Origin of the sequence: Prevotella sp. HMSC077E09 (assembly GCF_001814685.1) — a bacterium.
GTDB lineage: Bacteria > Bacteroidota > Bacteroidia > Bacteroidales > Bacteroidaceae > Prevotella > Prevotella oris.
On record NZ_KV817521.1, the window covers coordinates 1 to 24,594 of the forward strand.

Sequence of the window (24,594 nt, forward strand, 5' to 3'; positions counted from 1 at the left end):
TTGCAAATAGAATAACAAGCGTTCTTTGTTGATGTAGAAATATGCGATAGAAAGTACTTCGCTCGTTTCCAAATCGTTACCTGTTTAGTTTTTACAGCGAGGTAACTTTTTTATTTTCAGTTAGATACATTTTAAGAATTATTTTGCAGCGTAATATGAATGGAGTTATAAATCAAGGTGTTTGCCATTGAAAAACAAGCGCGGTCATCCTGCTTTCTTTCCCGTTTGTTGTCACTGTGGATACAGCCTGTCAGGGAGATTTCTTTTCTCCCTTTTCATGGCGTTTTGTAATATTGGTTATGCCGCTTTCCGTTGCCGATAAGCCCATGTTTCTCCTGCTGTGGAATAAAAAGATGACTGGAAATGTCTTTCATACAGAATATTTCCGTAACTTTGTAAATCATAAAATGAAAAGCTTACAGACTTATTTTCAGACATGGGAGAAAAGACATTAATTGACGACTACCGCGAACAAGTGAGGCAAATCATGCTGAAAGCAACCAAGGAAAACGGCGAACCGAGACTCACGGAGAAAGAAGTGAAAGACATCCTGACGTCGTTTTCTGATGAAGACTTAGCCTTTGGCATGCCTTTCAACACGCCCGAAGAGACGGCTGCCATGCTGCTTTCCGAATAAAGTAAAGGCAGAAAGCCGGCCAACGGCAAGCAACACACCCTGCAAGAACAAAAAATCGGAGTAGATTTCTCACTCCGATACTCATCGGTGGGACGCCTTTCAGCTTCCCACATACGCTTATTGACTAACTAACTTCAACCTGAAAATAATAACTAAAAACCTAAAACGTAATACGTTATCCTTTCAAACAATCTCTGTTTTTACCTCAGACTAATCCTATGTTATATCTTTATATCCTGAAAAATAATCTTTCGCTTACCTTAACTATACCTATGAGATGCTCTCTAATCAATCTTCTAAACCTAAAACCTATTGTCGTTTTGTGTCTGCGAAAATAGAAATAATTTCAAAAGAAGACCTCATCTGTTGCCAACTTCCATGAATTATACCGCGAATTTTTGATGTAAATCAAGTTTCGTTCCCGTCTGACGGCATGATTTCCCCAAACATAATCTTTCTAAACTCCAAGCTATTCCTCTCGCCATTCCTTGCAGGAAATGTTTTTTTTGCGTATCTTTGTCCACATATCCATATACCCCAAAAACTTCAAACCATTAAGACATGAATAAGAATCTTTTGTTTGCAGTGGTTGCCTTGGCAAGTCCGTTATGTGGTCATGCCCAGCTACAACCAACGTTTACAGAGTGGCACGACTGTGCTGTTAACGAGGTGAACCGTTTTCCCTTGCACACCGATTTCTTCGCTTTTGAGTCAGCTGACAAGGCACTGAAAGGCGAAAAGGAGCATTCGAACAATTATCTTTCACTCGAAGGCGACTGGAAATTCAATTGGGTTGCTAATGCCGATGAACGTCCGACCGACTTCTATCAGCCTGCTTTCAACGATGCCTCATGGGGCAAGATGAGTGTGCCGGGGTGCTGGGAAGTTAATGGTTATGGCGATCCTGTATACTTAAACGTCGGCTTTGCATGGCGAGGTCACTTCAAAGACAACCCTCCACAGGTTCCGATTAAAGACAACCACGTGGGCAGTTACCGCCGTGTCATCACGCTTCCCGACACGTGGAAAGGCCGTCAGGTCATTGCCCACTTCGGGTCGGTCACATCGAATATGTATCTCTGGGTTAACGGACAGTATGTCGGTTACACTGAAGACAGCAAGATGGCTGCCGAACATGACATTACAAAATACCTCAAACCGGGTGAAAACCTCATAGCATTCCAGACGTTCAGATGGTGTGACGGGTCTTACAGTGAAGACCAAGATTTCTGGAGATTAAGCGGAGTTGCTCGCGAATGCTACCTTTATTCACGCGACAACAACATCCATATTGATGACATTCGCATCACTCCTGACCTCACCAATAACTATACAGACGGCGATGCCATGATAGCAGTCACGGCGAAAGGTAACCCTATTATCGACTTCGAATTGCTGAATGCTAACGGCGTTGCAGTGGTGAAAACCGAGTCAAACTTCAAGAAACGGCAAAGTGGAAACGTGCATTTCGTCATCCGTAACGTGAAGAAATGGACTGCAGAGACACCTTATTTATATACCCTTGTGGCTACGGTGAAAGACCAGAAGCGCCAGGTAAAGGAGGTCATCACACAGAAAGTGGGCTTCCGCAAGATTGAAATCAAGAATTCACAACTGTTGGTCAACGGCCAGCCTATCCTCATCAAAGGAGCTGACCGCCATGAGATGGACCCCGACGGAGGCTATGTTGTGAGCACAGAACGCATGATACAAGACATCAAAATCATGAAGCGTCTGAACATCAATGCTGTCAGAACATGCCATTATCCCGATGATCCGCGCTGGTATGACCTATGTGATAAGTATGGACTCTACCTTGTTTCAGAGTCCAATCAGGAGAGTCATGGCTTCGGTTATGATGAGAATTCATTGATGCTTCAGCAGCAGTTTGCTGCTCCGGTGATGCAACGCAACCAGCATAATGTAGCTTCTCACTTCAATCATCCAAGCATTATCGTGTGGAGTTTGGGCAATGAAAGCAAATATTGTGACCATTTCGACAAAGCTTATGATTGGGTTAAGCAACAGGATCCGTCGCGTCCTGTGCAGTATGAACGCGCTGCATGGAGAGGTGGAAGGGCTTCGGATATCTTCTGTCCGATGTATTATCCCGTGAAATACTGCGAGAAATACTGCCTTGATTCCACGAAGACATTGCCGCTCATTCAATGCGAATACAATCACACGATGGGTAATTCCGGGGGCAATCTTGCCGAATATTGGCAGCTCGTTCGTAAGTATCCTAAGTTCCAAGGAGGCTTCGATTGGGACTTCGTTGACCAGGGATTGCACAAGAAACCGAATTATAAAGCCAACAGAACACTGGCTGATTATGAGGCAAAAGCAGCTTCGCTGGAACCTGGAACAGGTAACCAAGAGCAATATTGCTATGGTGGTGACTACAACAACTACGACCCGTCAGACAACAACTTCAACTGCAACGGCATCATAGGTCCCGACCGTCAGCTCAATCCTCATGCCTATGAACTGGCTTATCAGTATCAAGATATATGGACAGAGCCCGTGGACTTGGATGCTGGAAAGATACGAATCAAGAACGAATATTTCTTCCGTGACCTCAGCAACTACCGCTTGAAGTGGACTGCCTTGGATGAATACGGACAGGAACTTGCATCAGGAAACATCGACAATCTGAATGTTCAGCCACAGCAAACGGCTGAAATTCAGTTGCCATTAGATGAAAAGTCCAGCCGATTCATGTACTTAAATGTGGATTATCTGCTGAAAGAAGCCGAGCCACTCATGGCTAAAGGACAGTCGGTTGCACATCAGCAATTCAAGTCAGATGCGCCTGTTGCACATGCCATGTACGAACCTTCACCCGTGAAAGTGAAGTTCATCGACAAGAAGAAAGAACCGGTTATCCGTGTTGCAGGCAACAACTTCACCCTTGGTTTCGACCGAACAACAGGCTGGTTGACCCAATATGAGGTTGGCGGAACCGACATGTTAGGCAATGGCGGCATGTTGAAACCCAACTTCTGGCGTGCTTTGACAGACAACGATATGGGTGCCGATTTCCAGCATAAGCTTGGTGTTTGGCGCAATCCTGAAATGAAATTGATTTCATTAACCACTCAAACGGTAGCTAATGGAACCATGAAAGCGCATCCAACTATCATTGCATGCTATGACATGCCGGCTGTAAAAGCAAAGTTAAAGCTCACCTATACCATCTTCGAAAAAGGCAAGTTGAATGTCAAGATGCAGATGACGACCGACAAGGATGCCAAGGTAAGCGACATGCTTCGCTTCGGAATGGTGATGCAGATGCCGTATGACATGGATCAAAGTCGCTTCTTCGGACGTGGCCCAATAGAGAACTATAGCGACCGAAAAGCTTCAGAACGCATCGGCATCTATAAGCAAACAGCCGATCAACAGTTCTTCCCTTACATCCGTCCACAGGAGACCGGCACGAAACAAGACATCAAGTGGTGGCAGCAGACCAATGCTTCGGGCACGGGAATTGAAATCCATGGCCTGTCGGGTGACCTCTCCATGTCGGCCCTCCACTATGCCATTGCCGACCTTGACGACGGACTTGAGAAAGAACAACGACATAGTTACCAGGTGAAGAAGTCGCCTTTCACCAACCTTTGTATCGACAAAGAGCAGGCCGGAGTGGGCGGAACAGACAGCTGGGGTTCATGGCCTTTGGAGCCTTATCGCCTGCACTATGGCGACCGGAGCTTTGAGTTCTCTATTTCTCCTCGCATGAAATAACGCGTTTTATCCACCTTTTAACTCATAAAATCCACCTCCACGGAGGTGGATTTTCTTATTTTTGCACCCACAATACCACTGAAAGTATAACAAAAACCTAATATGAATACAAAGAAAATCCTATCGACTTTGCTGTTGACTGCACTGACTTCAGTCGGCATCAACGCACAACATCAGTTCACGGTCAGCACCAAACCCGGTGCAACCATACAGCCGACGATGTATGGCATCTTCTTCGAAGACATCAATTTCGGTGCCGATGGCGGCCTTTATGCCGAGATGGTAGAGAACCGTTCGTTTGAGTTTCCCGACCGATTAATGGGTTGGAACACCTTCGGTGATGTCACCGTGAGCGATGTCAAGCCTGCTTTCGACCGCAATCCCCACTACGTAACATTGGCCAATGCGGGGCATCGTGAGAAATGGACGGGCCTTGAAAACCGCGGTTTCTTCGGCATGGGACTGAAGAAAGGCATGCATTATGACTTTACAGTCTATGCCCGTTTGCACACCTTGCAAGGCAAAGAAGCCAAGTTCCGCATAGAACTTGTCGACGAAGAAGACCGTCCTATCAGCAAGGCTACGGTCACTGTGACGAGCAACAAATGGCAGAAACACACGGCAACGCTCACTTCTGACAAGACCATTGAAAAGGGATTGCTCCGCATTTTCCTTGAAGGCAGCGAGAGTGTTGACATCGACCATGTGAGTCTTTTCCCTGCAGACAGCTGGCAAGGTATGCGTGCCGACCTCGTAAAAGACCTTGCCGACCTGCATCCGGGCATATTCCGTTTCCCCGGCGGTTGTATCGTTGAAGGCACTGATCTGGCTACACGTTATCAATGGAAAAACACAGTTGGCCCTGCAGAAAACCGTCCGTTGAACGAGAACAGATGGAATTATACGTTCCCACATCGCATGTACCCGAATTATTATCAGACATTGGGTTTAGGCTTCTATGAGTTCTTCCTACTCTCCGAAAAGATTGGAGCCGAACCGCTTCCTGTGCTGAGTTGCGGATTAGCCTGCCAATATCAGAACGACGACAACGACAAGAATGCACACGTCTGCACCGCCGACCTGCAGCCTTATATCGATGATGCACTCGACCTCATTGAGTTTGCCAATGGTCCCGTTACGAGCAAATGGGGACGCCTGCGCGCCGATATGGGCCACCCGGCACCGTTCAATCTCAAGCAGATTGGTATTGGAAACGAACAGTGGGGCCCGCTCTATCCCGAACGATTAGCATTGTTTGTGAAGCAAATCCGCGCCAAATACCCTCACATCAAGATATGCGGCTCGTCTGGTCCTTCAGCAAGTGGCAAGGAGTTTGATTATGGTTGGGAGCAGATGCGCAGGCTCGGTGTAGACCTTGTTGACGAACATTATTACATGACTCCCGACTGGTTCCTGAAGAATGCAGGTCGTTATGACAACTATAACCGCACGGGACCGAAGGTGTTTGCAGGCGAATATGCGGCTCATGTGCATGGACTTGACAAGCAACCGACTGTAGCTATGAACAATTTTGAAGCTGCCTTGTCTGAAGCGGCATTCATGACAGGACTTGAACGCAATGCCGACGTGGTTTATCAAGCCACCTATGCGCCCCTCTTCGCACATGTTGAAGGCTGGCAATGGCGTCCCGATCTCATCTGGTTCAACAATCTTGAGAGCGTGCGTTCAGTCAACTGGTATGTCCAAATGCTTTATGCCACGAACCGAGGCACCCATGTTTTGAGTCTCACCGAAGGCGGAAAGCCTGTCGAAGGCCATGAAAATCTCTACGCAAGTGCCGTGTACGACAAGACCGCCAAGGCCTACATCGTTAAGATTGTCAATGCCGGAGACAAAGAACAGCATATCAATCTCACCTTCACGGGCCTCAAAAATCTTGGCAAGGGCAAGCTTATCACACTGCACAGCAACGACCCTCGCGCAACGAACTCGTTGGAAAACAAGACCCATGTGGTGCCCCAGACTTCTGATGTCGAAGCTCATGGCAACATGCTTTCAGTGAAAGTGCCCGCCAAGACCTTTGCAGTATATCGGTTCTGAAAACTTATCCCCTCCTCTTCTCAAGGGAGAGGAGGGCGTTTCGGCTGTCAATTTTCTTCCTTGTTTTTAACACTTTTCCCCACGGGCAAATAGAAACGAAAAACCGTTTCTCAAGCAAATGTGAAGTCATTTCATGGCTTCGAAGTCCTCGTTTCTGTCTCCAAGCTTTGCAATCTCAGTCACTTTACCATGCAAGATGACTGAGATTGTCTCGCTTTTCAAGTCAAAACACGTTGTAATCTGATGCAAATTACAACGCTTTTCAGCATGATTTCAGTCCGTTTTTCAACTTGATTTCTGTAATCATCTGATTGTCAACACATTGCAAACTGTCCAAAAACGACGCGTATTTGGAAAGAGAAAGACATTCGTTCTGAATTTGCAAAGCATTTAAAAGCGATTGTAAAGAATAATGACGAATATTAACCTATTATTCGCTTCCCATGATTATTCCTCACAGGAGCAGCCGACAAGCGAAACAAACAGAGCGCAACGGAAAAGTGTTTGCATAGGGATTACACCACCTATCGCAAGGCATAAGAAAATAAAAGCCATTTGGCGACTCGCCACTTTCTGTTTCGAACATGCACGAAACCACAGACCTTGCTGACAGCAATATATGAAAAGGGGTGGCCAATCAACATTGGTCACCCCTTTTTCATATCATATTCTATCTTCAAAACTCACCATTAGGATTGACAGTTTCCCCCTTCCAAAAATAAAGAAAAGCTTTTCTTGCGGCGCAGTTCTTTTGACTTTGCACCCTTAAAGCGTGCCGATGCGCCCACATTGTCAATCCCGACTTTGAGCCATGAGGGTTTGAAGCGTGAATTAGCGAAGCTTCTTATAGCCATATTTTGCTACGCCACCAAGCTCTTCCTCAATGCGGATGAGTTGGTTGTACTTCGCCATACGGTCGGTACGGCTCATAGAACCGGTCTTAATCTGGCCTGAGTTTGTAGCTACAGCAATGTCGGCAATCGTTGTATCTTCTGTCTCTCCTGAGCGGTGAGAGGTAACCGTTGTGTAGCCATGACGGTGTGCCATTTCGATAGCTTCAAGGGTTTCAGTGAGCGAACCAATCTGGTTCACCTTGATAAGGATAGCATTTCCTGCACCCATCTTGATGCCCTTTTCGAGGAACTTCACGTTGGTTACGAACAAATCATCGCCTACCAACTGGCAACGGTCACCGATTTTAGCGGTCAGTTTCACCCAGTTTTCCCAGTCGTTCTCGTCGAGTCCGTCCTCAATAGAGTCGATAGGATATTTTGTGATGAGTTCTTCGAGATAAGCAATCTGCTCATCTGCGGTGAGCTTCTTACCGTTGGGATCCTTCGGCATGCCGTTCTTCAGCTGGCGATAGTCGTAGAACCACTGTCCGTTCTCCTGCACAGCAAACTCTGAAGCAGCGCAGTCCATGGCAATCTTCACGTCTTTTCCCGGCTCGTAACCAGCGTCCTTGATAGCCTGGATGATAGAGTCGAGGGCGTCTTCAATACCGTCAAACTTCGGTGCAAAGCCTCCTTCGTCACCTACAGCGGTAGAAAGTCCACGCTTCTTCAAGTTCTTTGCCAGTGCATGGAACACCTCGGCACCCATTCGGATAGCCTCTTTTTCAGTAGGAGCACCTACAGGACGGATCATAAACTCCTGGAAAGCAATCGGTGCATCGCTGTGTGCACCACCGTTGATGATATTCATCATAGGTACCGGGAGCACATAAGTATTAGCGCCACCGATATAGCGATACAATGGTATGTTGAGTGCTTTTGCAGCGGTTTGAGCAACAGCAAGACTCACACCGAGAATGGCGTTGGCACCGAGTTTGCTCTTGGTTGGTGTGCCGTCAAGCGCTAACATCTTGTAATCAAGGGCGCGCTGATTGAATACACAATCGCCTTTCAAGGCCGGAGCTATCACGTTATTGACGTTCTCCACAGCTTTAAGTACGCCCTTACCACCGAAGCGTTGCTTGTCGCCGTCACGCAATTCGAGGGCTTCATTCTCACCCGTTGATGCACCGGAAGGTACACTTGCGCGGCCCATTACGCCGTTTTCGAGGGTTACTTCTACTTCAACTGTTGGATTACCTCTTGAGTCGAGGATTTCTCTTGCATGGATTTTTTCAATCTTCATAGTTCTTTTTGTTATAGAGTTCCTTATGTTTTCGTGAGGCAAAGATAAAGAAAACCTATCTTTTTTGCAATACCTAAAAATGGTGGTTTACAGGTTTTTTCTGTCCTATTTAAGCCAAAATAACACATCAGAAAGTTCAAATTTCAATGCACAATGTTCAATATCATTATGCCATTTCCCTCATGGAATGTATCAGTCTGTCGTACATCTCATGCAGATTATAATGCGGTTTCCAGCCTAAAGCCTCTAATTTGGCAGAAGACTGTACCAACATCGTTGCAGGAGGAAACCCCATTTTTCCATTCAACTCAATAGTTATTTTAATGGAAGGACAAAACTCTTGACAAACTTTTTCAGCCATCCCTCTAATTGAAATATAGGTTGATGGATTAGAAACATTATAGACTTCACCGTCATTTCCTTTCAACAACACATACAATACACCAGCAATTGCATCAGTAGTATAACAATAACAATGGGCTAAAGTGCCATGCGTGTGAAGCACAATGTCCTTTTGTTCAAGCACACATCGCGCAAACTGAGCAAACACTCGTGTATCATTCTGGGCAACTCCTGCGCCAAACACCTGTGCAAGTCGGGCTATCTTCACAGGGCAATGATATTCTTCTGTATAGGAATGGCATAGGGTTTCGGCGAGTCTTTTAGCCATAGGATAACTGCTCCTCACAGAAATCGGATCAACATATCCCTGCATCTCTTCCGTTACAGGAATAGTATCATCAGTTATCATGCCATAAACTTCTACAGAAGAAGCAAAGACAAGCGACTTCAACGGCTGCTTTATGGCATACGACAACACGGCTTTCGTGCCTTGATATATCGTGTTGATAGTCTCTACCGGCCTGTCAACGAAATACTTGGATGCCGTGGGGCTGGCAAAATGAATGACATAGTCGACGGTCTCAGGGGGCATGAACTCTCTGCTGTCGGCATTCGAAAAATCGTAGAGATAGTAACAAAGTCGGTCGTTTTCCGGCCCTAACACACGCTCGGCCTTAGCCTCATCACGAATGACTGCCACGACTTTTGCATCGATACCCAACAGACATTTCACTGCAATACTGCCCAAAAGCCCAGTTGATCCCGTTACACAAACCGTCGTTCCTGCTAAAGATGACTTGAGACTGAACTGCTCTTTGAACGCTCTGATGTCGTTATCTAATACTGTATTCATGCCTTGTGATCTATAAACCGAATATCTGTTGGTCTTCATGTACTTTCACCATGGCCCGCAAAACGAAGAAATCGGTAGGCGTAGTAATCTTGATATTCTCCATCGGGCCAATGACAGTACCCAATATCATGCCTTGACTGTTCATCATCGTGCACGAGTCTATATAGTCGTGACGCCCCTCTTTGATAGCCTTCCTGTGGGCTGCAAGGATATCATTCAACTTGAATGACTGCGGTGCACGCGCTATCAGCGAAGCCGAACGCGTTGGAATTTCAAGACTTCCGTCGGCTTGTTTGACGATGAAAGTCTCTGTGGCAGGCACGCAAGTGATGCAGGAACCGCATTCATCCACCTTATTTATATTGTCGGTTATCGTATCTTCGGTAATCAACGGACGCACACCATCGTGGATTAACACCGTGGCATTATCCCCCTTTGCATAGGCTTCGGCTGCACAAAGTCCGTTGTAAATGGAGTCTTGTCCTGTTGCTCCGCCTGGTACAATGCTTACAACCTTGTTGATTTCAAACTTCTTCAGCTGTTTCTTCAGATAGGGAATCCAGCTTTCAATGCAGGCCACGACAATGCCATCTATCATCGGATGATTGTCGAACAGCTCCAAAGTATAGATGATAATGGGCTTTCCGTTGAGGTCAAGAAACTGCTTCGGCTTCGACTTTGTGTGCATACGCAGTCCTGAACCACCGGCAAAAATAACGGCAATATTCATGATTTTGTCTTTTTCAATAGGCTTTTTACATCGCTCAAAGCAATGCGTTTATCGAGATTAAAGAACACTTTCTGATGATGAGATGCCCGCTTTTCCACAGGAGGGAGCGTCATATAATCACCGAAGAAATGGCGAAGATAGGCGTCATAATCATGGGGAAGGTTCACCATGAGACCCTCAAAGGAAAATGACTGCGGTGTTTCAAGCCATGCTTTCGGATAGATTTCCTGTCTATGATACACTCCACTGTAAGTGACAACGCTTGAAGATTGCGCGTAGTCATTGGCATAAGCAATGGTGTCCATCTGTTTCAAGAGCCACTTCCGAAGCCATGGACGACAGAAGAAAGCTACGGTCTTCACTGCAAAACGGCCCCATTCACTTCGTTTTTTCAGCAGCGAAACATACTCACCGAAGCTGTTATGCGTGGAAATAGCTTCCAATTTGTTCATCAAACGCTTGAAACGACACTTTTTCTGATAGCAGGTTTCAATGTCGTCACAAGCCCCGTCCAAAGGAAAAATATCTATATAGAGTCCGAAAATACAGGGGATATGCTCGTTTTCAAGCAGCGTTGTGCGTGCATTGCACATCTTGGAGAAATACATCGGATAGTCCTTGGTGTTATAAGGGGTCATCACCTCGTAGCCCTCGGGCATCGAATGGGCTGCCAAAGCAAGGAAGCGGTCGTAGTCGGGACGTGGCATGAACACATCAATATCATCGTCCCAAGGTATCATTCCCTGATGACGCACGGCACCGATTGCCGTTCCTCCTGCACAGAAATAGCGCAGTCCATACTGCTCGCAAATACGGATGAAGGCCGCAAACACATCAATAATCACGGCATTCCATTTCGGTTGTAGTTCTTTTGTCACCTCTTGCATGGTTGCAAACTTACATATTTTTTTTGATTTTAGACTGCTTCAATGCCTAAAATAATAAGGTAAGACCTAAAAAGAAAACTGCACATGCCTGACAGGACATATGAGAATGCTGTGATTTTCGGCATTCGTGGATGAACAAAACGAATGGAATGATAAGGTAAGAAAATGAAAGCGAGAATGCCGAAGCCAAAGAATGGCTTCGCATTCACGCTGAAAAAGGGTTTTTATTTCTTTCAAAAAACTATTTATTCAACTTCCAGGTGACGCCGTCTTTGGTGTCTTTCACCTCGAAACCTGCAGCTGCAAGGGCATCACGTATCTTGTCACTGGTAGTCCAGTCCTTGTCTGCTTTAGCCTTGGCACGCAGGTCAAGCACCATGTCGACTACTTTTCCATAGGCTTCTTCGCGTGCAACATTGTTGTCACCCTTTTCGTTTTTCAGTCCGAGAAGGTCGAAAGCAAAGAGTTTCATGGCATCACCAAGCTCTTTCAGGCAATCAGCACAGATCTCCGCTTTATGGTCGAGAAGTGTATTGATGAGATGACAAGCCTCGAAAAGATAGCTGATAACGAGCGGAGTCTGCAGGTCATCGTTCATTGCTTCATAGCAACGTTGACGGAAAGCCTTTACGAATTTGTCGGTTTCAGCATCACAGTGGCTGCTCACCGGAACGCGTTCAAGGTCGTCAAAAGCATTCATCAGTCGTTCATACCCTTTCTGGGCAGCTTCCAAAGCCTCATTGGAGAAGTCGACAGTACCGCGATAATGCGCCGAAAGAATGAAGAAACGAATTGTCATCGGCGTATAGGCCTGCGTGAGACTCTCATGATTTCCCGTGAAGAACTGCTCCAAAGTAATGAAGTTTCCAAGACTCTTTCCCATCTTCTGACCATTGATCGTAATCATGTTGTTATGCATCCAATAGTGCACCATCTGGTCACCTTGACTGGCAACAGCCTGGGCAATCTCACATTCATGGTGTGGGAATATAAGATCCATGCCACCACCATGAATATCGAAATGGCTGCCGAGATATTTCCTTCCCATAGCCGTACACTCGCAATGCCAACCTGGGAAGCCTACACTCCATGGACTGGGCCAACGCATGATGTGTTCGGGCTGCGCCTTTTTCCATAGGGCAAAATCCACTTGGTTCTTCTTTTCACCCACACCTTGAAGCTCACGGCTGTTATTAATCATATCCGTGAGGTTGCGACCCGACAGAATTCCATACTTATGTTCCTTGTCGTATTTCTCTACATCAAAGTAGATGCTGCCATTACTTTCATAGGCATAGCCGTTCTTAAGGATTTCCTTGACAAGTTCTTCCTGCTCGATGATGTGCCCTGTCGCATGCGGTTCAATCGAAGGAGGCAGCACATTGAGGGCTTCCATGGCTGCATGATAGCGGTTGGTGTAGTACTGTGCTATCTCCATAGGCTCCAACTGTTCGAGTCGTGCTTTCTTTTCTATCTTGTCATCGCCCTCATCTGCATCGTGTTCCAAATGGCCCACATCGGTGATATTGCGCACATAACGCACCTTATACCCAAGATGTTTCAGGTAGCGGAAAAGGATATCAAAGGTGATTGCAGGGCGTGCGTGCCCCAAATGTGGGTCGCCATAGACGGTCGGGCCACATACATACATGCCCACGTTAGGCGCATGCAGCGGTTTGAACAACTCTTTCTGACGTGTAAGTGTATTGTAAATGATGAGATTTTGCTCCATATTCTGAACGGTTTATAAATATGAATGCAAAGTTAATGGAAAAAAGATGAATGGCAAAAGAAACGCTTTGTTTTCTTTGGAGAAGGCCTGCTCACGATGAAGTTCTATTTTTCTTTATAGTCAGCATCTTTCTTTTTGCAGCCTCTTTCGCTGTGATTAGCGACCGCAAAGGTATTCCATACCACATGCTTTTTACATATGAAGCAGTGAAACGAATGATATGTCAGCATGGGAACAGCTTTACACAATCGTTTAATCTAAAATTAGAGGAATGCTATATTACAATCCGCCTATTCCTTTTCTTACTCCAATTATTTTGTATTCCACCCTTTTTATTGTAAATTTGCAAATGAATTCGAATTATAATATTATTACCGGTATGAATATTGAAAACGCAATATGCAGTTCCGTTATCAGCGTGGTGAAGGGACTCTATGGTCAGGATGTGCCTGAAAAGATGGTGCAACTGCAAAAGACACGTAGCAACTTTGAAGGCAACCTGACGTTGGTGGTCTTCCCTTTCTTGAAGATTTCGAAGAAAAATCCAGAGCAGACCGCACAGGAAATCGGTGAGGCTTTGGTGAAAGAATGCAGTGCAGTGGCTGCTTTCAATGTAGTGAAAGGGTTCTTGAACCTCACTGTTGCCAAGGAAGCATGGATTGAATTGCTCAACGATATCAATGCCGACGAGGAGTTTGGTGAAAAGAAAGTAACCGACAACTCACCGTTAGTGATGATTGAATACAGTTCTCCAAACACCAACAAACCACTACATCTGGGCCATGTGCGCAATAATCTTCTGGGCTGGTCATTGGCTCAAATCATGGAGGCTAATGGCAACAAAGTGGTTAAAACCAATATTGTGAACGACAGAGGTATTCACATCTGCAAGTCGATGTTGGCCTGGTTGAAATGGGGGAACGGTGTAACTCCCGAACAAGCAGGGAAGAAAGGCGATCATCTGATTGGTGATTTCTATGTGGCATTCGACAAGCATTACAGAGCTGAATGCGAGACTTTGAAGGCCCAGTACATGCAGGAAGGCATGGACGAAGAGGCTGCCGGCGAAAAAGCTAAAGCCGAAGCACCACTCATGAAAGAAGCACACGAGATGTTAGTGAAGTGGGAACAGGGCGACAAGGAAGTGCGTTCGCTTTGGGAAAAAATGAACAATTGGGTCTATGCAGGCTTTGATGAAACCTATAAAGCATTAGGTGTAGGCTTCGACAAGATTTATTATGAATCGAATACATACCTCGAGGGCAAGAAGAAGGTAGAGGAAGGGCTCGCCAAAGGGCTTTTCTTTCGCAAGGATGACAACAGTGTATGGGCAGATCTTACTAATGAAGGACTGGATCAGAAGCTGTTGCTCCGAAGCGACGGCACTTCGGTTTACATGACGCAGGATATCGGAACAGCCGATATGCGCTTTAAGGATTATCCTATAGACAAGATGATTTATGTTGTTGGAAACGAGCAGAACTATCACTTCCAAGTGCTTTCAATCTTGCTTGACCGCCTTGGTTTCAAGTGGGGTAAGGAGCTTGTGCACTTCTCTTACGGTATGGTTGAACTGCCCAATGGCAAGATGAAGAGTCGCGAGGGTACCGTTGTAGATGCTGACGACCTTATTGCTGCAATGATTGATGATGCCCGCAAGACAAGTGATGAACTCGGTAAGTTCAAGGATATGACCGAGGAAGAGAAACAGAATGTGGCTCGCATTGTTGGTTTAGGTGCACTGAAATATTTCATTCTGAAAGTAGATGCCCGCAAGAACATGCTTTTCAACCCGGAAGAGAGTATCGACTTCAATGGCAACACGGGGCCGTTTATCCAATATACCTATGCGCGCATCCGCTCTATTCTGCGCAAGGCAGAGGCTGAAAACATTACTGTTCCAACCACATTGAACACTGATGCTCCGCTCAACGAGAAGGAAATCCAATTGATTCAGAAGCTCAACGAGTTTGGTGCTGCCGTTGAACAGGCCGGCAAGGACTACAGTCCGAGTGGCATTGCCAACTACTGTTACGAGTTGACCAAAGACTTTAACCAGTTCTATCACGACTATAGTATTCTCAATGCCGACACTGAAACCGAGAAGATTACGCGCTTGATGCTGGCCAAGAACGTTGCAAAGATCATCAAGAACGGCATGGAACTGCTGGGGATTGAAGTACCGGAGAGGATGTAAAAGGCTTTTCCTTTTATGACTAAACACTATATCTATCAAACTGCCGACACTGCAATGTATGACAAGCTGAAGCAATATGCCAAGGAAAACAAAATGTTCCTGACAGATGCAGAGCGTGCCCTATGGACTATATTGAAGTCAAAATCGTTAGGATATAAGTTTCGTCAGCAACATATTATCGGTGACTATATTGCGGATTTCGTGTCACTTCACTATCATTTAATTATTGAAATAGACGGCAAATACCATTTCAAAGGCGACCAACCGATTAATGACCAACTCCGAACCAACGACTTAAATCGTATGGGCTACCAAGTGTTGAGGGTCACAAATGATGAAGTTTTGCATTCCCCTTATCAGGTTGTCAACAAAATAAAACGAGCAATCATGAATAAAGAAAGCCTCCCCCGGCCCTTCAAAAAAGAGGAGAGTACCTCCTTAACGGGCCAAAACAACCCCGAAAAGAATGCTGCGAGTTTGGTCTCCCCTCCTTTCGGAGGGGCCGGGGGAGGCTCCTTTCCCGAAGTGGAACGCAACGCTTGGGCTGTTGATGCAGCCTGTTCGGGAAATCCAGGGCCTATGGAATACCAGGCCATTGACTTGCAGACAGGGGCGAGGGTGTTTCATTTCGGCCCCATGCATGGCACAAACAATATTGGAGAATTCCTTGCTATCGTCCACGCCTTGGCTTTACTCGACAAACAGGGCGATAAAGAAAAAGTAATCTATTCGGACAGCTATAATGCCATTCTATGGGTGCACAACAAGAAATGCAAAACAAAATTAGAGCATACATCACAGACCGAAGCTCTCTATCAGATTGTTGCCCGCGCCGAAAACTGGCTACGCACACACAATATCCAAACCCGCATCATCAAATGGGAAACCAAAAAATGGGGAGAGATACCTGCCGACTTCGGCAGGAAATAATGTCTGGTTTATAAATATACTCCTAAATTAGCAACGACAGTACAAGATGTAAAACACCGTTTTGTCATGAATTGACAGTTTGACAATCAAAGTAAAACCAGAACATTTTCTTATACATTATTTTATTTAAGCGTGGGTCTATATACAAGGCTCACGCCTTTTGAATATACATGATTGCAGAATCTTTGTTTTAAATATACTTGCTTCTATTTTTCACTATTAACTTACATTAAGTTTTTATCAAGCAAGCTATTTGGAGACTTGCTTTTATTAAGTGAGTTTAAATCATACTATTTCATAAAAAACAATTAAAAGAAAATGAAAACAAAAACTATTTTCAAGTCAATGATGATGGCAGTATGCTGCCTTGGTATTGTAACATTAGCATCTTGCAAAGATGATAAGGATGACAACAAGGGGCTGAAGTTTAGTGTTGCTAAAGTTGAGGTTGCTCAAGGTGCTTCTGCCAAAGTCACCATTGGTAACGGAACACAGCCATACACGGCAAAGTCTACAAATGAGAAGCTTGCTACTGTCAAGGTTGATAAAAACATGATGACTGTTACGGGTGTAGCAGTAGGAAAAGCTTCCATTGTCGTTACGGATAAGAACAAAAAGACCGGCACGCTCTCTGTTAATGTGTTTGCTCCTGTGTCGTTTGATAAGCAGACGATAACTGTTCCCGCAGGTAAAGAGGGGGTGGTTGCCATCAAATCAGGCAAAGCTCCGTTTACAGTCAATGTGAAAGACAAGAACATTGCTACTGCCATGGAAAAGGATGGCAAGATTACTGTCAAAGGCGTTAAAGCCGGAACCACAACGATAACAGTTATGGATAAGGACAAAGCATCGGGCACATTCACTGTTACCGTGAAATAAACCGGAATTCTCATGACTCAGGAATAGGGAGGCTTCTCTTGCAGAACAGCTCCCTATCCTTTCATTTATCATTCATATTTATCATCAATATTCACACTGTCGTAATATCATCAAAAATAGGAGGATCTAAGATGAAACGTTTATTTTTCTATGCTTTCAGTTTTATCGTTGCGCTGAGCTCACTGTATTTGTATTCCTGTGATAATGATGATACGGATTATTCTGTTCGTTATCCGAATGCACTTGTTACCATCAAGACCAACAGTTCCACCGGACAAGTCTATTTCCAGTTAGACGATTCTACCACTATTCTTCCTGTCAATATCGATAAGTCGCTCTATGGTAAGAAGGAATTGCGAGCACTCACAAACTTCAAAGTCCAAGAGGGACAGAGCGGACATTATTCAAAAAGCGCGTATGTGAATTGGGTCGACACCATACTTACAAAGAACATAGCGCAAAGTTTTGGAGACAAGAACAACGAAAAATATGGTAATGATGCCATCGAAATCGTCAAGGACTGGACAACGGTTGTGGAAGACGGCTATCTCACACTGAGGTTCCGCACCTATTTCGGCAATCGCACAAAGCATGCTATCAATCTTGTCAAAGGTGATAAACCCTACGAAGTGGTGCTTCACCATAATGCATTCGGCGATACAAGAGGTTTCGTGAGCGACGGACTTGTGGCTTTCAGTCTTAAAGATCTGCCCGATACGCAGGGAAAAAGCGTTGATTTAATTTTGAAGTGGCAATCATTCTCGGGCATGAAGAGTGTGAAATTCAAATACACCACCCGTAAATAGTACTAACACAGGTGTCCTTGTTATATCATTAATGAACCTATTCGGGCATAATAAAGAACAACATATTATAGACCTTTTCATGAAGGGCGATGCATTCGCCATGGATGAACTCTATGCCGAATATGCTGATTATCTAACCAAAGTCTGTTCACAATATATTGAAAATCAAGAGAACCTGCGTGATGTACTCCAGGAAGCTTTCATAAGAATCTTTACCCGTATCCATACATTTGAGTATCGGGGAAAGGGCTCTTTGAAAGCTTGGCTGACAAAAGTGGTTATCAATGAGTCCCTCTATTTTATCAGAGAGAATGACAGAAGCCTCTTCGTTGATAAACAAGATATGCTGAGTTTGTCTGACATTGAGGCTGAAGAGCCGGACATTAACAGCCTGTCTATCCATCAAATCACCGACACAATACAGAAGCTACCGCCCGGATACAGAACTGTTTTTAACTTATATGCAATAGAAGGGAAAAGTCATAAGGAGATAGCAAAGCTCCTGAATATCAAACCAGACTCCTCGGCCTCACAATTTCACAAAGCAAAAAACATGCTTGCCAAAATGCTTAAAGAACAAAACATATATAGGGGATACAACAATGAAAGAAAAATGGCTTAATGATTTGCAGGCACGTATTCAGAAGGAATACCATGTAAGTGCTCCGGAAGGCCTCCTTGACGACATCAAGTCAGAGATGCTGCGTCGTGGCATCACCCCGAAGCATTCCCGCCAGCAGAAATCAAGAATTGTCCCGTTATGGCTTTACAGTTCGATTTCTATTGCAGCCATGGTTGTCATCGGACTATATTTATTTAACGCTTCCACCAACTCTTCTCTCTTATCTGATCAAGCTGTAACAATGCTTGACCATAAGGCAAACACCACTCCAAATCTTACAATTAAAAAAACGCATAGTCAGGACTACACTCCTTCAAACACCTTAAAATCCGGATATTCTATCTCAAAAAACGCTAAACAAGAATTTAACCATAAGCATAAAATCAATGCAGAAGTTCATCTTGACAATAGCTCTTTAATAGCCAACAACGCAGCTTATCATACAGACCAAGAAACTGTTGAGAACAATAAGCCTTCTGCACATCATCAAGAAACCGTTGAAAGTTCAGTTAAAGAGAATGCAAACAAATCTCAACAACCCGTAAACCAACGCCCCATAGAAAACCATATAACAGCTTATAATCCACATACAAAGCACGATGCTTCACCTTCACGGCTGATTGTCGGGACATCTTACAGTGGCACAATAGGAACTTCTAACACTTCTCAGACCCCTTTGCTGGCAGCAGCAAATCCCTATGGTGAATATACTTCGGAATTCTCCGGAGCCAATATCCAACGCCATATGGACGACACGGAGAAAGCAAAAGTCCGTGCAAAGCACCGCCCTGCAGTTAAGTTCGGCATCTCTGTAAGATATAACTTGAATGAGCATTGGAGCCTACAGTCGGGGATTACTTACAGCAAACTCTCATCTACTTTTAAGCATAAGATAGCAGATGAGCACTTCGATGTAGAGCAGAACCTGCACTATGTAGGCCTGCCTGTCAACGTAAGCTATAGCCTCATCCGGACAAAACGGCTCAATGTCTATATGACAGCAGGCGGAGAGGTGGAGAAACTCGTCAAAGGAAACGCTGTACAAAAGAAGAAAAACAGCGCCAAGACTGCCCAAAACAACACCTCTGTCACAGAACGTCAGCCTGTATTCTCCATGAATGCAGCTGTGGGTGGCGAATACTTGCTGAGCAATAAGATAAGTGCTTATGTCGAACCAGGAGTGAGTTACTATTTCAAGAACGGCAGTAATGTCGAAAATGTCTATAAAGACAAACCCACAAACTTCAACTTAAACATAGGTCTCAGAGTTGCTTTGAACAATAATTTTTAGTCTCGAACAGAAAGCTTAAACCTGTAATAGCCCCAAAATCACCTTAGTTCGGGATAATCAATTAGGGCCTGTTCTAAGCTAAGATTTATCCCCAATCAGTGTAATCCATATCTGTCTGCATGGTAACTTCACATAGATTACAGCGTAACTTGACTCACTTTACATCATAACTTGACGCTAATTACACTGCAACTTGAGTCACTTTACCGCCTAAAGTGACTCAAGTTGCGTGGTGATTCAAGTCAAGTTACAACGCCATATAATGAAACCTTATTTACTATCTCCAAAATATGGGAGTAAGATTCAACTTCTTCATTCCCTGCTTCTCTTGCCTGTCGACAACATTCTTATGGGACCAAAGATAAAGCAATGGGGCATTTCGGCTCGCGAAATCTGTGGCTTCAGCCATTGTTTCAAGGCGTCTACAGTGAGAATGCCCCCTGTTTTCAATTCTATCTGAGCATGAAGCACCAAGCCAAAACGTTCATCTGGAACAGCAAAGACCAACGCGTCTGCAATCAACGGATGAGACCTTAAACACTTTTCCACATGTTCCGGATAGACGTTTTCCCCTCCGCAAACTACCATTTTGTCGGCTCTTCCACGATGAAAAAACAATCCATTCGCAGCTTTCCAAACGCGGTCACCCGTACATTGCCAGCGATTTTGCCGACCAGTCATAGCCCATCGGCTTTTCACCCACAACGTTCCCACCCCTTCATCATCGGCATCTCTAATCTCACATCGCAACCCACGGATAGGTCTGCCGATAGAAACTTCATCGCCATAGACCAGTTCTTGTGGCGTGGCAAGCATGAAAAAGCCAGCTTCCGATGTGCCATAAAGGTTATAAAGCACATCTCCCAAGCAAGCAGAAGTCTTTTCTACCAATGGTTTTCCCAAACGATCTCCCCCGCTAATCACGCATTTCAATGATGTCATCCGGCGCTCAGCACCTTCTGTTTGCCACAATCTTGCGAGCATAGCCGGCACTATCGGCATCACTTCCACACGTTCATCCAAGACGACATGCAACACTTCTTGAACATCGAAATGGCGCAACAAACAAATCTTTTTGCCCATTATCAATGAGATTATCAGCGTTGCCAAACCGAAACCATGATAGAAAGGAAGCCCTATCAATACGCTCTGATACTGATCAATATGCAGGTCGCGAAGCAATGAAAAGAATGGTGGGAGAAACTGAACGATACCTGTTTGCCGTGCTGCTTCCTTGTAATTACCACTTGAGCCACCTGTCATCACGCTGATATTTCCCCCTCTTTTTATTTTTGGTAAAGTCTTCTTTTCATCTGTTCCCTTTTTCCCCACACAGGCATATAGGCTCTCACAGGAGATTATTGGACACGACTTCGGAAACGATTTCTTTTGCTTCATAGCCTCATCAAAGATAAACAGAGAAAACGGGCGAGTCATTACCCGAGCCAATTGGTCGTCAGAGAGGTCGGTATTCAACAGTTTGACATGTACGCCTAAACGCGAAAGCGCAGGCAAGAGTAAGGCTGAAACAAGATGATTACGGCACAACAGCACCACATGTTGTCCTCTTTCCAAATGATAATCATGATAGAGTAAAGTGGCTAATGCCTTTGACTGCCGAAAGAATTCACCATAATTCAAGCGTTTTTCCTCACTCACCACAGCACATTCTGAAGCATGATAATATGCCACAAAACGCAAAACAGCCATCAACGTGATGCCTTCGTGCCAGAAACATGCTATCAGGCGCATGATACCGCGTGGCGTTATGAGATGCAGATGCCAAAGCGAACGAAACAGAGATACTTTCATCGGAGGAGTTTCTGATAACAAAAGCGAACGATTGGTGCAAACAACGAGGCCATGGGAGCCGTAAACCAAGCCCACCAGGGCTTATAGGAAAACCTGTGGCTCATGGCCAACCGCAACAGAACTCCTGCGGCATCATGGGCCGAATAAGCGGGCATGGAACGATAATCAGGATTGACTTCCGACATTGCCGTATGCACTAAAGGAAGATAGGCCACATGGACTCCAACTCCAAGTGCTTTCCATTCGCTCTCTGCAGTACGGCACCATACGTTGGCTGCCGACTTAGATGCGTGATAAGCCGACCAGCCTGGAGCAGGCGGATAAAGGCAACTGACCGACGAGGTATAAACCAATTGCCCGCCAACTTGCTGCATGGCAGGCAATAAGGCTAAAGCCAAGGCAACCATTGCACGGTAGTTAAGCGCCATCGTACGGTCGAAATCATGCAGTCTGTCGGTAGCATCCACGATTTTCCTACAAATAGATTTACCCGCATTACAAAAGAGATAATCCACTGTCGGCAACCTCTTTCGCAGGTCATTACATAACAAGTCAAGTGCCGTTTTGTCGCGCAAATCCACTGCACGGCATTCTGCCTGACAGCCCATAGCCCGTGCTTCACAACACAAGGTCTGAAGTTCTGTTTCACTCCGCGCTATGAGATAGAGATTTGCCCCAGCCTCCATGAGCCTTCTTGCCAGTGCAAATCCGATGCCACGTGATGCTCCTGTGATTACCACCCAACGCCCCTTGAAGCATTCCTCCAATCGTTTTTCACGGAGATGAGGCACAGGATAGAGCCATCGGGCACATAGATTAAGTATGCTTGTATTCATCTTTCATTCCTGTTTTCCACTTGCAAACATAGTCTTTATCACCCTTGTTCTGAAACAACAATCTGACTATTATAATCAAAGCTTAGTCCCCAACAAATGCGGCCTATATCAGCTTGCTTTGTAACTTGACTTAGATTACCGTGCGTTTTGACTCAAATTGCATCGTAACTTGACTCAAGTTACCGTATAAAATGACTCAAATGGCGAGGCTATTCAATACAAGTTACAACACCATGCAATAGAACCTTATTTTATATTATCGCAGACTGAGGCGCTTTATTGTCTTTCCATGCAAGCTTTTCACAAGATAAAGTGAAAACAGCTCTGCAATCATTCTCCCATATTCTCTCTCTTACAATCGCATCATTCAGGCTTCCTTGCAGGAAGTAGGGATTGATTTCACCCTACTTCCAACCTGGATTTTGAACATATTCTCTCATGAGGTCGAAGTCGCGTTGAGGTATAGGCAGTAAGTCATTCTTACCCTTTTGGGTAAACATGGCACATATATAATAGGTTGGTCCATCGCTATACCAATTGACAAGCTGCTGTTCAGTTTGCTTAATAGCCTCATAGTAAACACCCCATCTTACAAGGTCTTGACGCCGATGTCCCTCGAAAGCAAGCTCGTAAGCACGTTCATCTCTCACTGCTTTCTGAAAGTTTTCATAATCCATTGCGCCGAGATCAGAGAGCGAATTAGCCTCAGAAACAGACAAGCCGAAACCACGACGACGCACCATATTGAGGGCAGTGAGTGCTTCAGCCGTTGGCTGTTTATGCCATTCATTGAGTGCTTCTGCATAGAGCAACAGCACATCTGCATAACGCAGTATATACCAGTTGACATTCGAGAGATTGGCATCGACGAGATAGTTGGCTACATCTACATACTTTTCCGTATCCCATTTGGCAGGGCAGATGTTATTCGCATAGACTTTCTTCAAATCATCTGAGGCATTAGAAGTAAAGGCATCAGCAAACGAACCCAACTTACTGAGAGGCTGAAGGCCTGCCGCTGTGTAGCGATAGTCAGCAAATGACAAAGCCCACCGCTTGTCGTTATCATGCTTTTTCCATTCACTGAGGAATGTTGGAATAATCCTCCAGTTAGCAGCATTACGTATTCCACGAATTCCTGTGGCAGAAACTCCGTTCCATTTTCCTATGCGGCCACTTGGATCTTCACCGTTCTTGCCGGTTATAGTGGGTGAATAGAACGACACTTCTATCAGACTCTCTGCTGGGTCCCACGTGCCGTTACACGTGTTTTTCCATAGCTGTTCATAGTCAGAAAGCAGATGATGCTTCCCCGATGCTATGAGTATGTGGGCTGTCAAAGCTGCTTCTTTCCACTTGCTGGTGTCATTAACCGGATTCCCTGCCCATGTAGCATAGACCTTTGTAAGTAGTCCAAGTGCTGCACCTTTAGACATTCGGAAGGCATTGTCTGTGCGCAAATGGTCATCAGTAGCATAGGGCAAATGAGCGATTGCATATTTCAAGTCGGCCTCTATGAATTGATAGACGGCCTCTGGTGTAGCCTGTTTGAAGGTCTTGGGATTGTCGTGAGAAGCATTAGTGCTTGTGGTAAGAGTGACATGTCCGAACCATCGCAGCAATTCAAAATAGTAGAGGGCACGCAGACAACGGGCTTCTGCCATATATACTGTAGCCAATCGTCGGTCTGCTTCATTGTAACTATCCGCTTTTTCAGATAGATTCTCCAAGAAATCATTGGCAGAATAGATTGCTGCATAAAGCGCTTTCCACGTAACACGCACTTCATTTTGTGTGCTGGTATAGGCATTGGCAGGCACTTGTCGAAAACCATTGGTGCTTGACCCCTCACACTTTGCTATGTCAGTGGGCAGCGTGAACAACAGCGAAAGATGATAACGGTAAAGTCCTTCGTCGGTCATCTGACTGTAAACACCCATCAACACGGTCTCTGCCTCCTTTGCATTACGCATAAACTTGCCTTTCTCTACTTCGGTAAAGTCCTTTTCTTCGAGCGAACAAGCAGTGAAAACAAGAAGCCCCAACAGGCTCATTGCAATGTATTTGATAGTATATCTTTTCATATTACACAT

At 45.1% G+C, this 24,594-nt stretch carries 17 protein-coding genes and 1 pseudogene; 10 read left to right on the plus strand and 8 right to left on the minus strand.

All coding sequences use genetic code 11. The features are described from left to right. The first annotated feature begins 436 nt into the window (after window positions 1-436). From HMPREF2983_RS03570 to HMPREF2983_RS03580, 3 genes are all read left to right on the plus strand, one after another. Complete coding sequence (locus tag HMPREF2983_RS03570; protein ID WP_004375380.1) at window positions 437-637, plus strand: hypothetical protein; 201 nt, start codon at window positions 437-439, stop codon at window positions 635-637. 561 nt (window positions 638-1,198) lie between these two features. Next, entirely contained in the window at window positions 1,199-4,384 is a 3,186-nt protein-coding gene (locus HMPREF2983_RS03575) for a glycoside hydrolase family 2 TIM barrel-domain containing protein (RefSeq protein WP_070666840.1), read from the plus strand. A gap of 102 nt (window positions 4,385-4,486) precedes the next feature. Beyond that, window positions 4,487-6,445 carry an alpha-L-arabinofuranosidase C-terminal domain-containing protein gene (locus HMPREF2983_RS03580; protein ID WP_070666842.1) on the plus strand — a complete coding sequence of 653 codons (1,959 nt, stop codon included), beginning with the start codon at window positions 4,487-4,489 and terminating at the stop codon, window positions 6,443-6,445. Window positions 6,446-7,276: 831 nt separating this feature from the next. Here the strand turns inward: HMPREF2983_RS03580 and eno are convergent. The 5 genes from eno to cysS form a co-directional block, all read right to left on the minus strand. Beyond that, entirely contained in the window at window positions 7,277-8,584 is a 1,308-nt protein-coding gene (gene eno, locus HMPREF2983_RS03585; protein ID WP_004378295.1) for a phosphopyruvate hydratase, read from the minus strand. Window positions 8,585-8,750: 166 nt separating this feature from the next. Further along, a complete protein-coding gene (locus HMPREF2983_RS03590) occupies window positions 8,751-9,779 on the minus strand; it encodes an NAD-dependent epimerase/dehydratase family protein (protein WP_070666894.1) in 1,029 nt (342 codons plus the stop codon). 10 nt (window positions 9,780-9,789) lie between these two features. After that, the gene (locus tag HMPREF2983_RS03595) at window positions 9,790-10,509 is read right to left on the minus strand and encodes an IspD/TarI family cytidylyltransferase (protein ID WP_070666844.1); all 720 of its coding nucleotides are present in this window, start codon (window positions 10,507-10,509) and stop codon (window positions 9,790-9,792) included. Then, window positions 10,506-11,396, minus strand: coding sequence for a LicD family protein (locus tag HMPREF2983_RS03600; protein ID WP_070666846.1), 891 nt, complete (start codon window positions 11,394-11,396; stop codon window positions 10,506-10,508). Before HMPREF2983_RS03600 ends, HMPREF2983_RS03595 begins: the two co-directional genes overlap by 4 nt. Before the next feature lie 241 nt (window positions 11,397-11,637). Further along, window positions 11,638-13,128, minus strand: a complete 1,491-nt coding sequence (gene cysS / locus HMPREF2983_RS03605) for a cysteine--tRNA ligase (protein ID WP_070666848.1) — start codon at window positions 13,126-13,128, stop codon at window positions 11,638-11,640. A 379-nt stretch (window positions 13,129-13,507) separates the two neighbouring features. On the opposite strand from cysS, the gene argS reads away from it, so the two are divergent. The 7 genes and pseudogenes from argS to HMPREF2983_RS03635 all read left to right on the plus strand — a co-directional run bounded on the left by argS (window position 13,508) and on the right by HMPREF2983_RS03635 (window position 19,853). Beyond that, window positions 13,508-15,325 carry an arginine--tRNA ligase gene (argS, locus tag HMPREF2983_RS03610; RefSeq protein ID WP_070666896.1) on the plus strand — a complete coding sequence of 606 codons (1,818 nt, stop codon included), beginning with the start codon at window positions 13,508-13,510 and terminating at the stop codon, window positions 15,323-15,325. A gap of 54 nt (window positions 15,326-15,379) precedes the next feature. Continuing rightward, window positions 15,380-15,700: pseudogene (locus HMPREF2983_RS14480) on the plus strand (endonuclease domain-containing protein); the annotation flags it as partial. A gap of 12 nt (window positions 15,701-15,712) precedes the next feature. After that, complete coding sequence (locus HMPREF2983_RS14485; RefSeq protein WP_371441335.1) at window positions 15,713-16,255, plus strand: RNase H family protein; 543 nt, start codon at window positions 15,713-15,715, stop codon at window positions 16,253-16,255. A gap of 318 nt (window positions 16,256-16,573) precedes the next feature. Continuing rightward, window positions 16,574-17,134 carry a pilus assembly protein N-terminal domain-containing protein gene (locus HMPREF2983_RS03620; protein ID WP_004378281.1) on the plus strand — a complete coding sequence of 187 codons (561 nt, stop codon included), beginning with the start codon at window positions 16,574-16,576 and terminating at the stop codon, window positions 17,132-17,134. A 131-nt stretch (window positions 17,135-17,265) separates the two neighbouring features. Continuing rightward, on the plus strand, window positions 17,266-17,940 hold the full coding sequence (locus tag HMPREF2983_RS03625) for a NigD1/NigD2 family lipoprotein (RefSeq protein WP_070666851.1): 675 nt from the start codon (window positions 17,266-17,268) through the stop codon (window positions 17,938-17,940). A gap of 31 nt (window positions 17,941-17,971) precedes the next feature. Next, on the plus strand, window positions 17,972-18,562 hold the full coding sequence (locus HMPREF2983_RS03630) for an RNA polymerase sigma factor (protein WP_070666853.1): 591 nt from the start codon (window positions 17,972-17,974) through the stop codon (window positions 18,560-18,562). Next, complete coding sequence (locus HMPREF2983_RS03635; protein WP_070666855.1) at window positions 18,543-19,853, plus strand: porin family protein; 1,311 nt, start codon at window positions 18,543-18,545, stop codon at window positions 19,851-19,853. Before HMPREF2983_RS03630 ends, HMPREF2983_RS03635 begins: the two co-directional genes overlap by 20 nt. A 312-nt stretch (window positions 19,854-20,165) precedes the next feature. On the opposite strand, the gene HMPREF2983_RS03640 is transcribed toward HMPREF2983_RS03635, so the two are convergent. The 3 genes from HMPREF2983_RS03640 to HMPREF2983_RS03650 all read right to left on the minus strand — a co-directional run bounded on the left by HMPREF2983_RS03640 (window position 20,166) and on the right by HMPREF2983_RS03650 (window position 24,585). Next, window positions 20,166-21,665: a class I adenylate-forming enzyme family protein gene (locus HMPREF2983_RS03640; protein ID WP_070666857.1), complete on the minus strand. Its 1,500-nt coding sequence runs from the start codon at window positions 21,663-21,665 to the stop codon at window positions 20,166-20,168. Continuing rightward, the gene (locus HMPREF2983_RS03645) at window positions 21,662-22,501 is read right to left on the minus strand and encodes an SDR family NAD(P)-dependent oxidoreductase (protein ID WP_070666859.1); all 840 of its coding nucleotides are present in this window, start codon (window positions 22,499-22,501) and stop codon (window positions 21,662-21,664) included. The genes HMPREF2983_RS03640 and HMPREF2983_RS03645 overlap by 4 nt, the downstream gene beginning before the upstream one ends. Window positions 22,502-22,905: 404 nt before the next feature. Next, window positions 22,906-24,585 carry a RagB/SusD family nutrient uptake outer membrane protein gene (locus tag HMPREF2983_RS03650; RefSeq protein WP_070666898.1) on the minus strand — a complete coding sequence of 560 codons (1,680 nt, stop codon included), beginning with the start codon at window positions 24,583-24,585 and terminating at the stop codon, window positions 22,906-22,908. Window positions 24,586-24,594 lie beyond the last annotated feature (9 nt).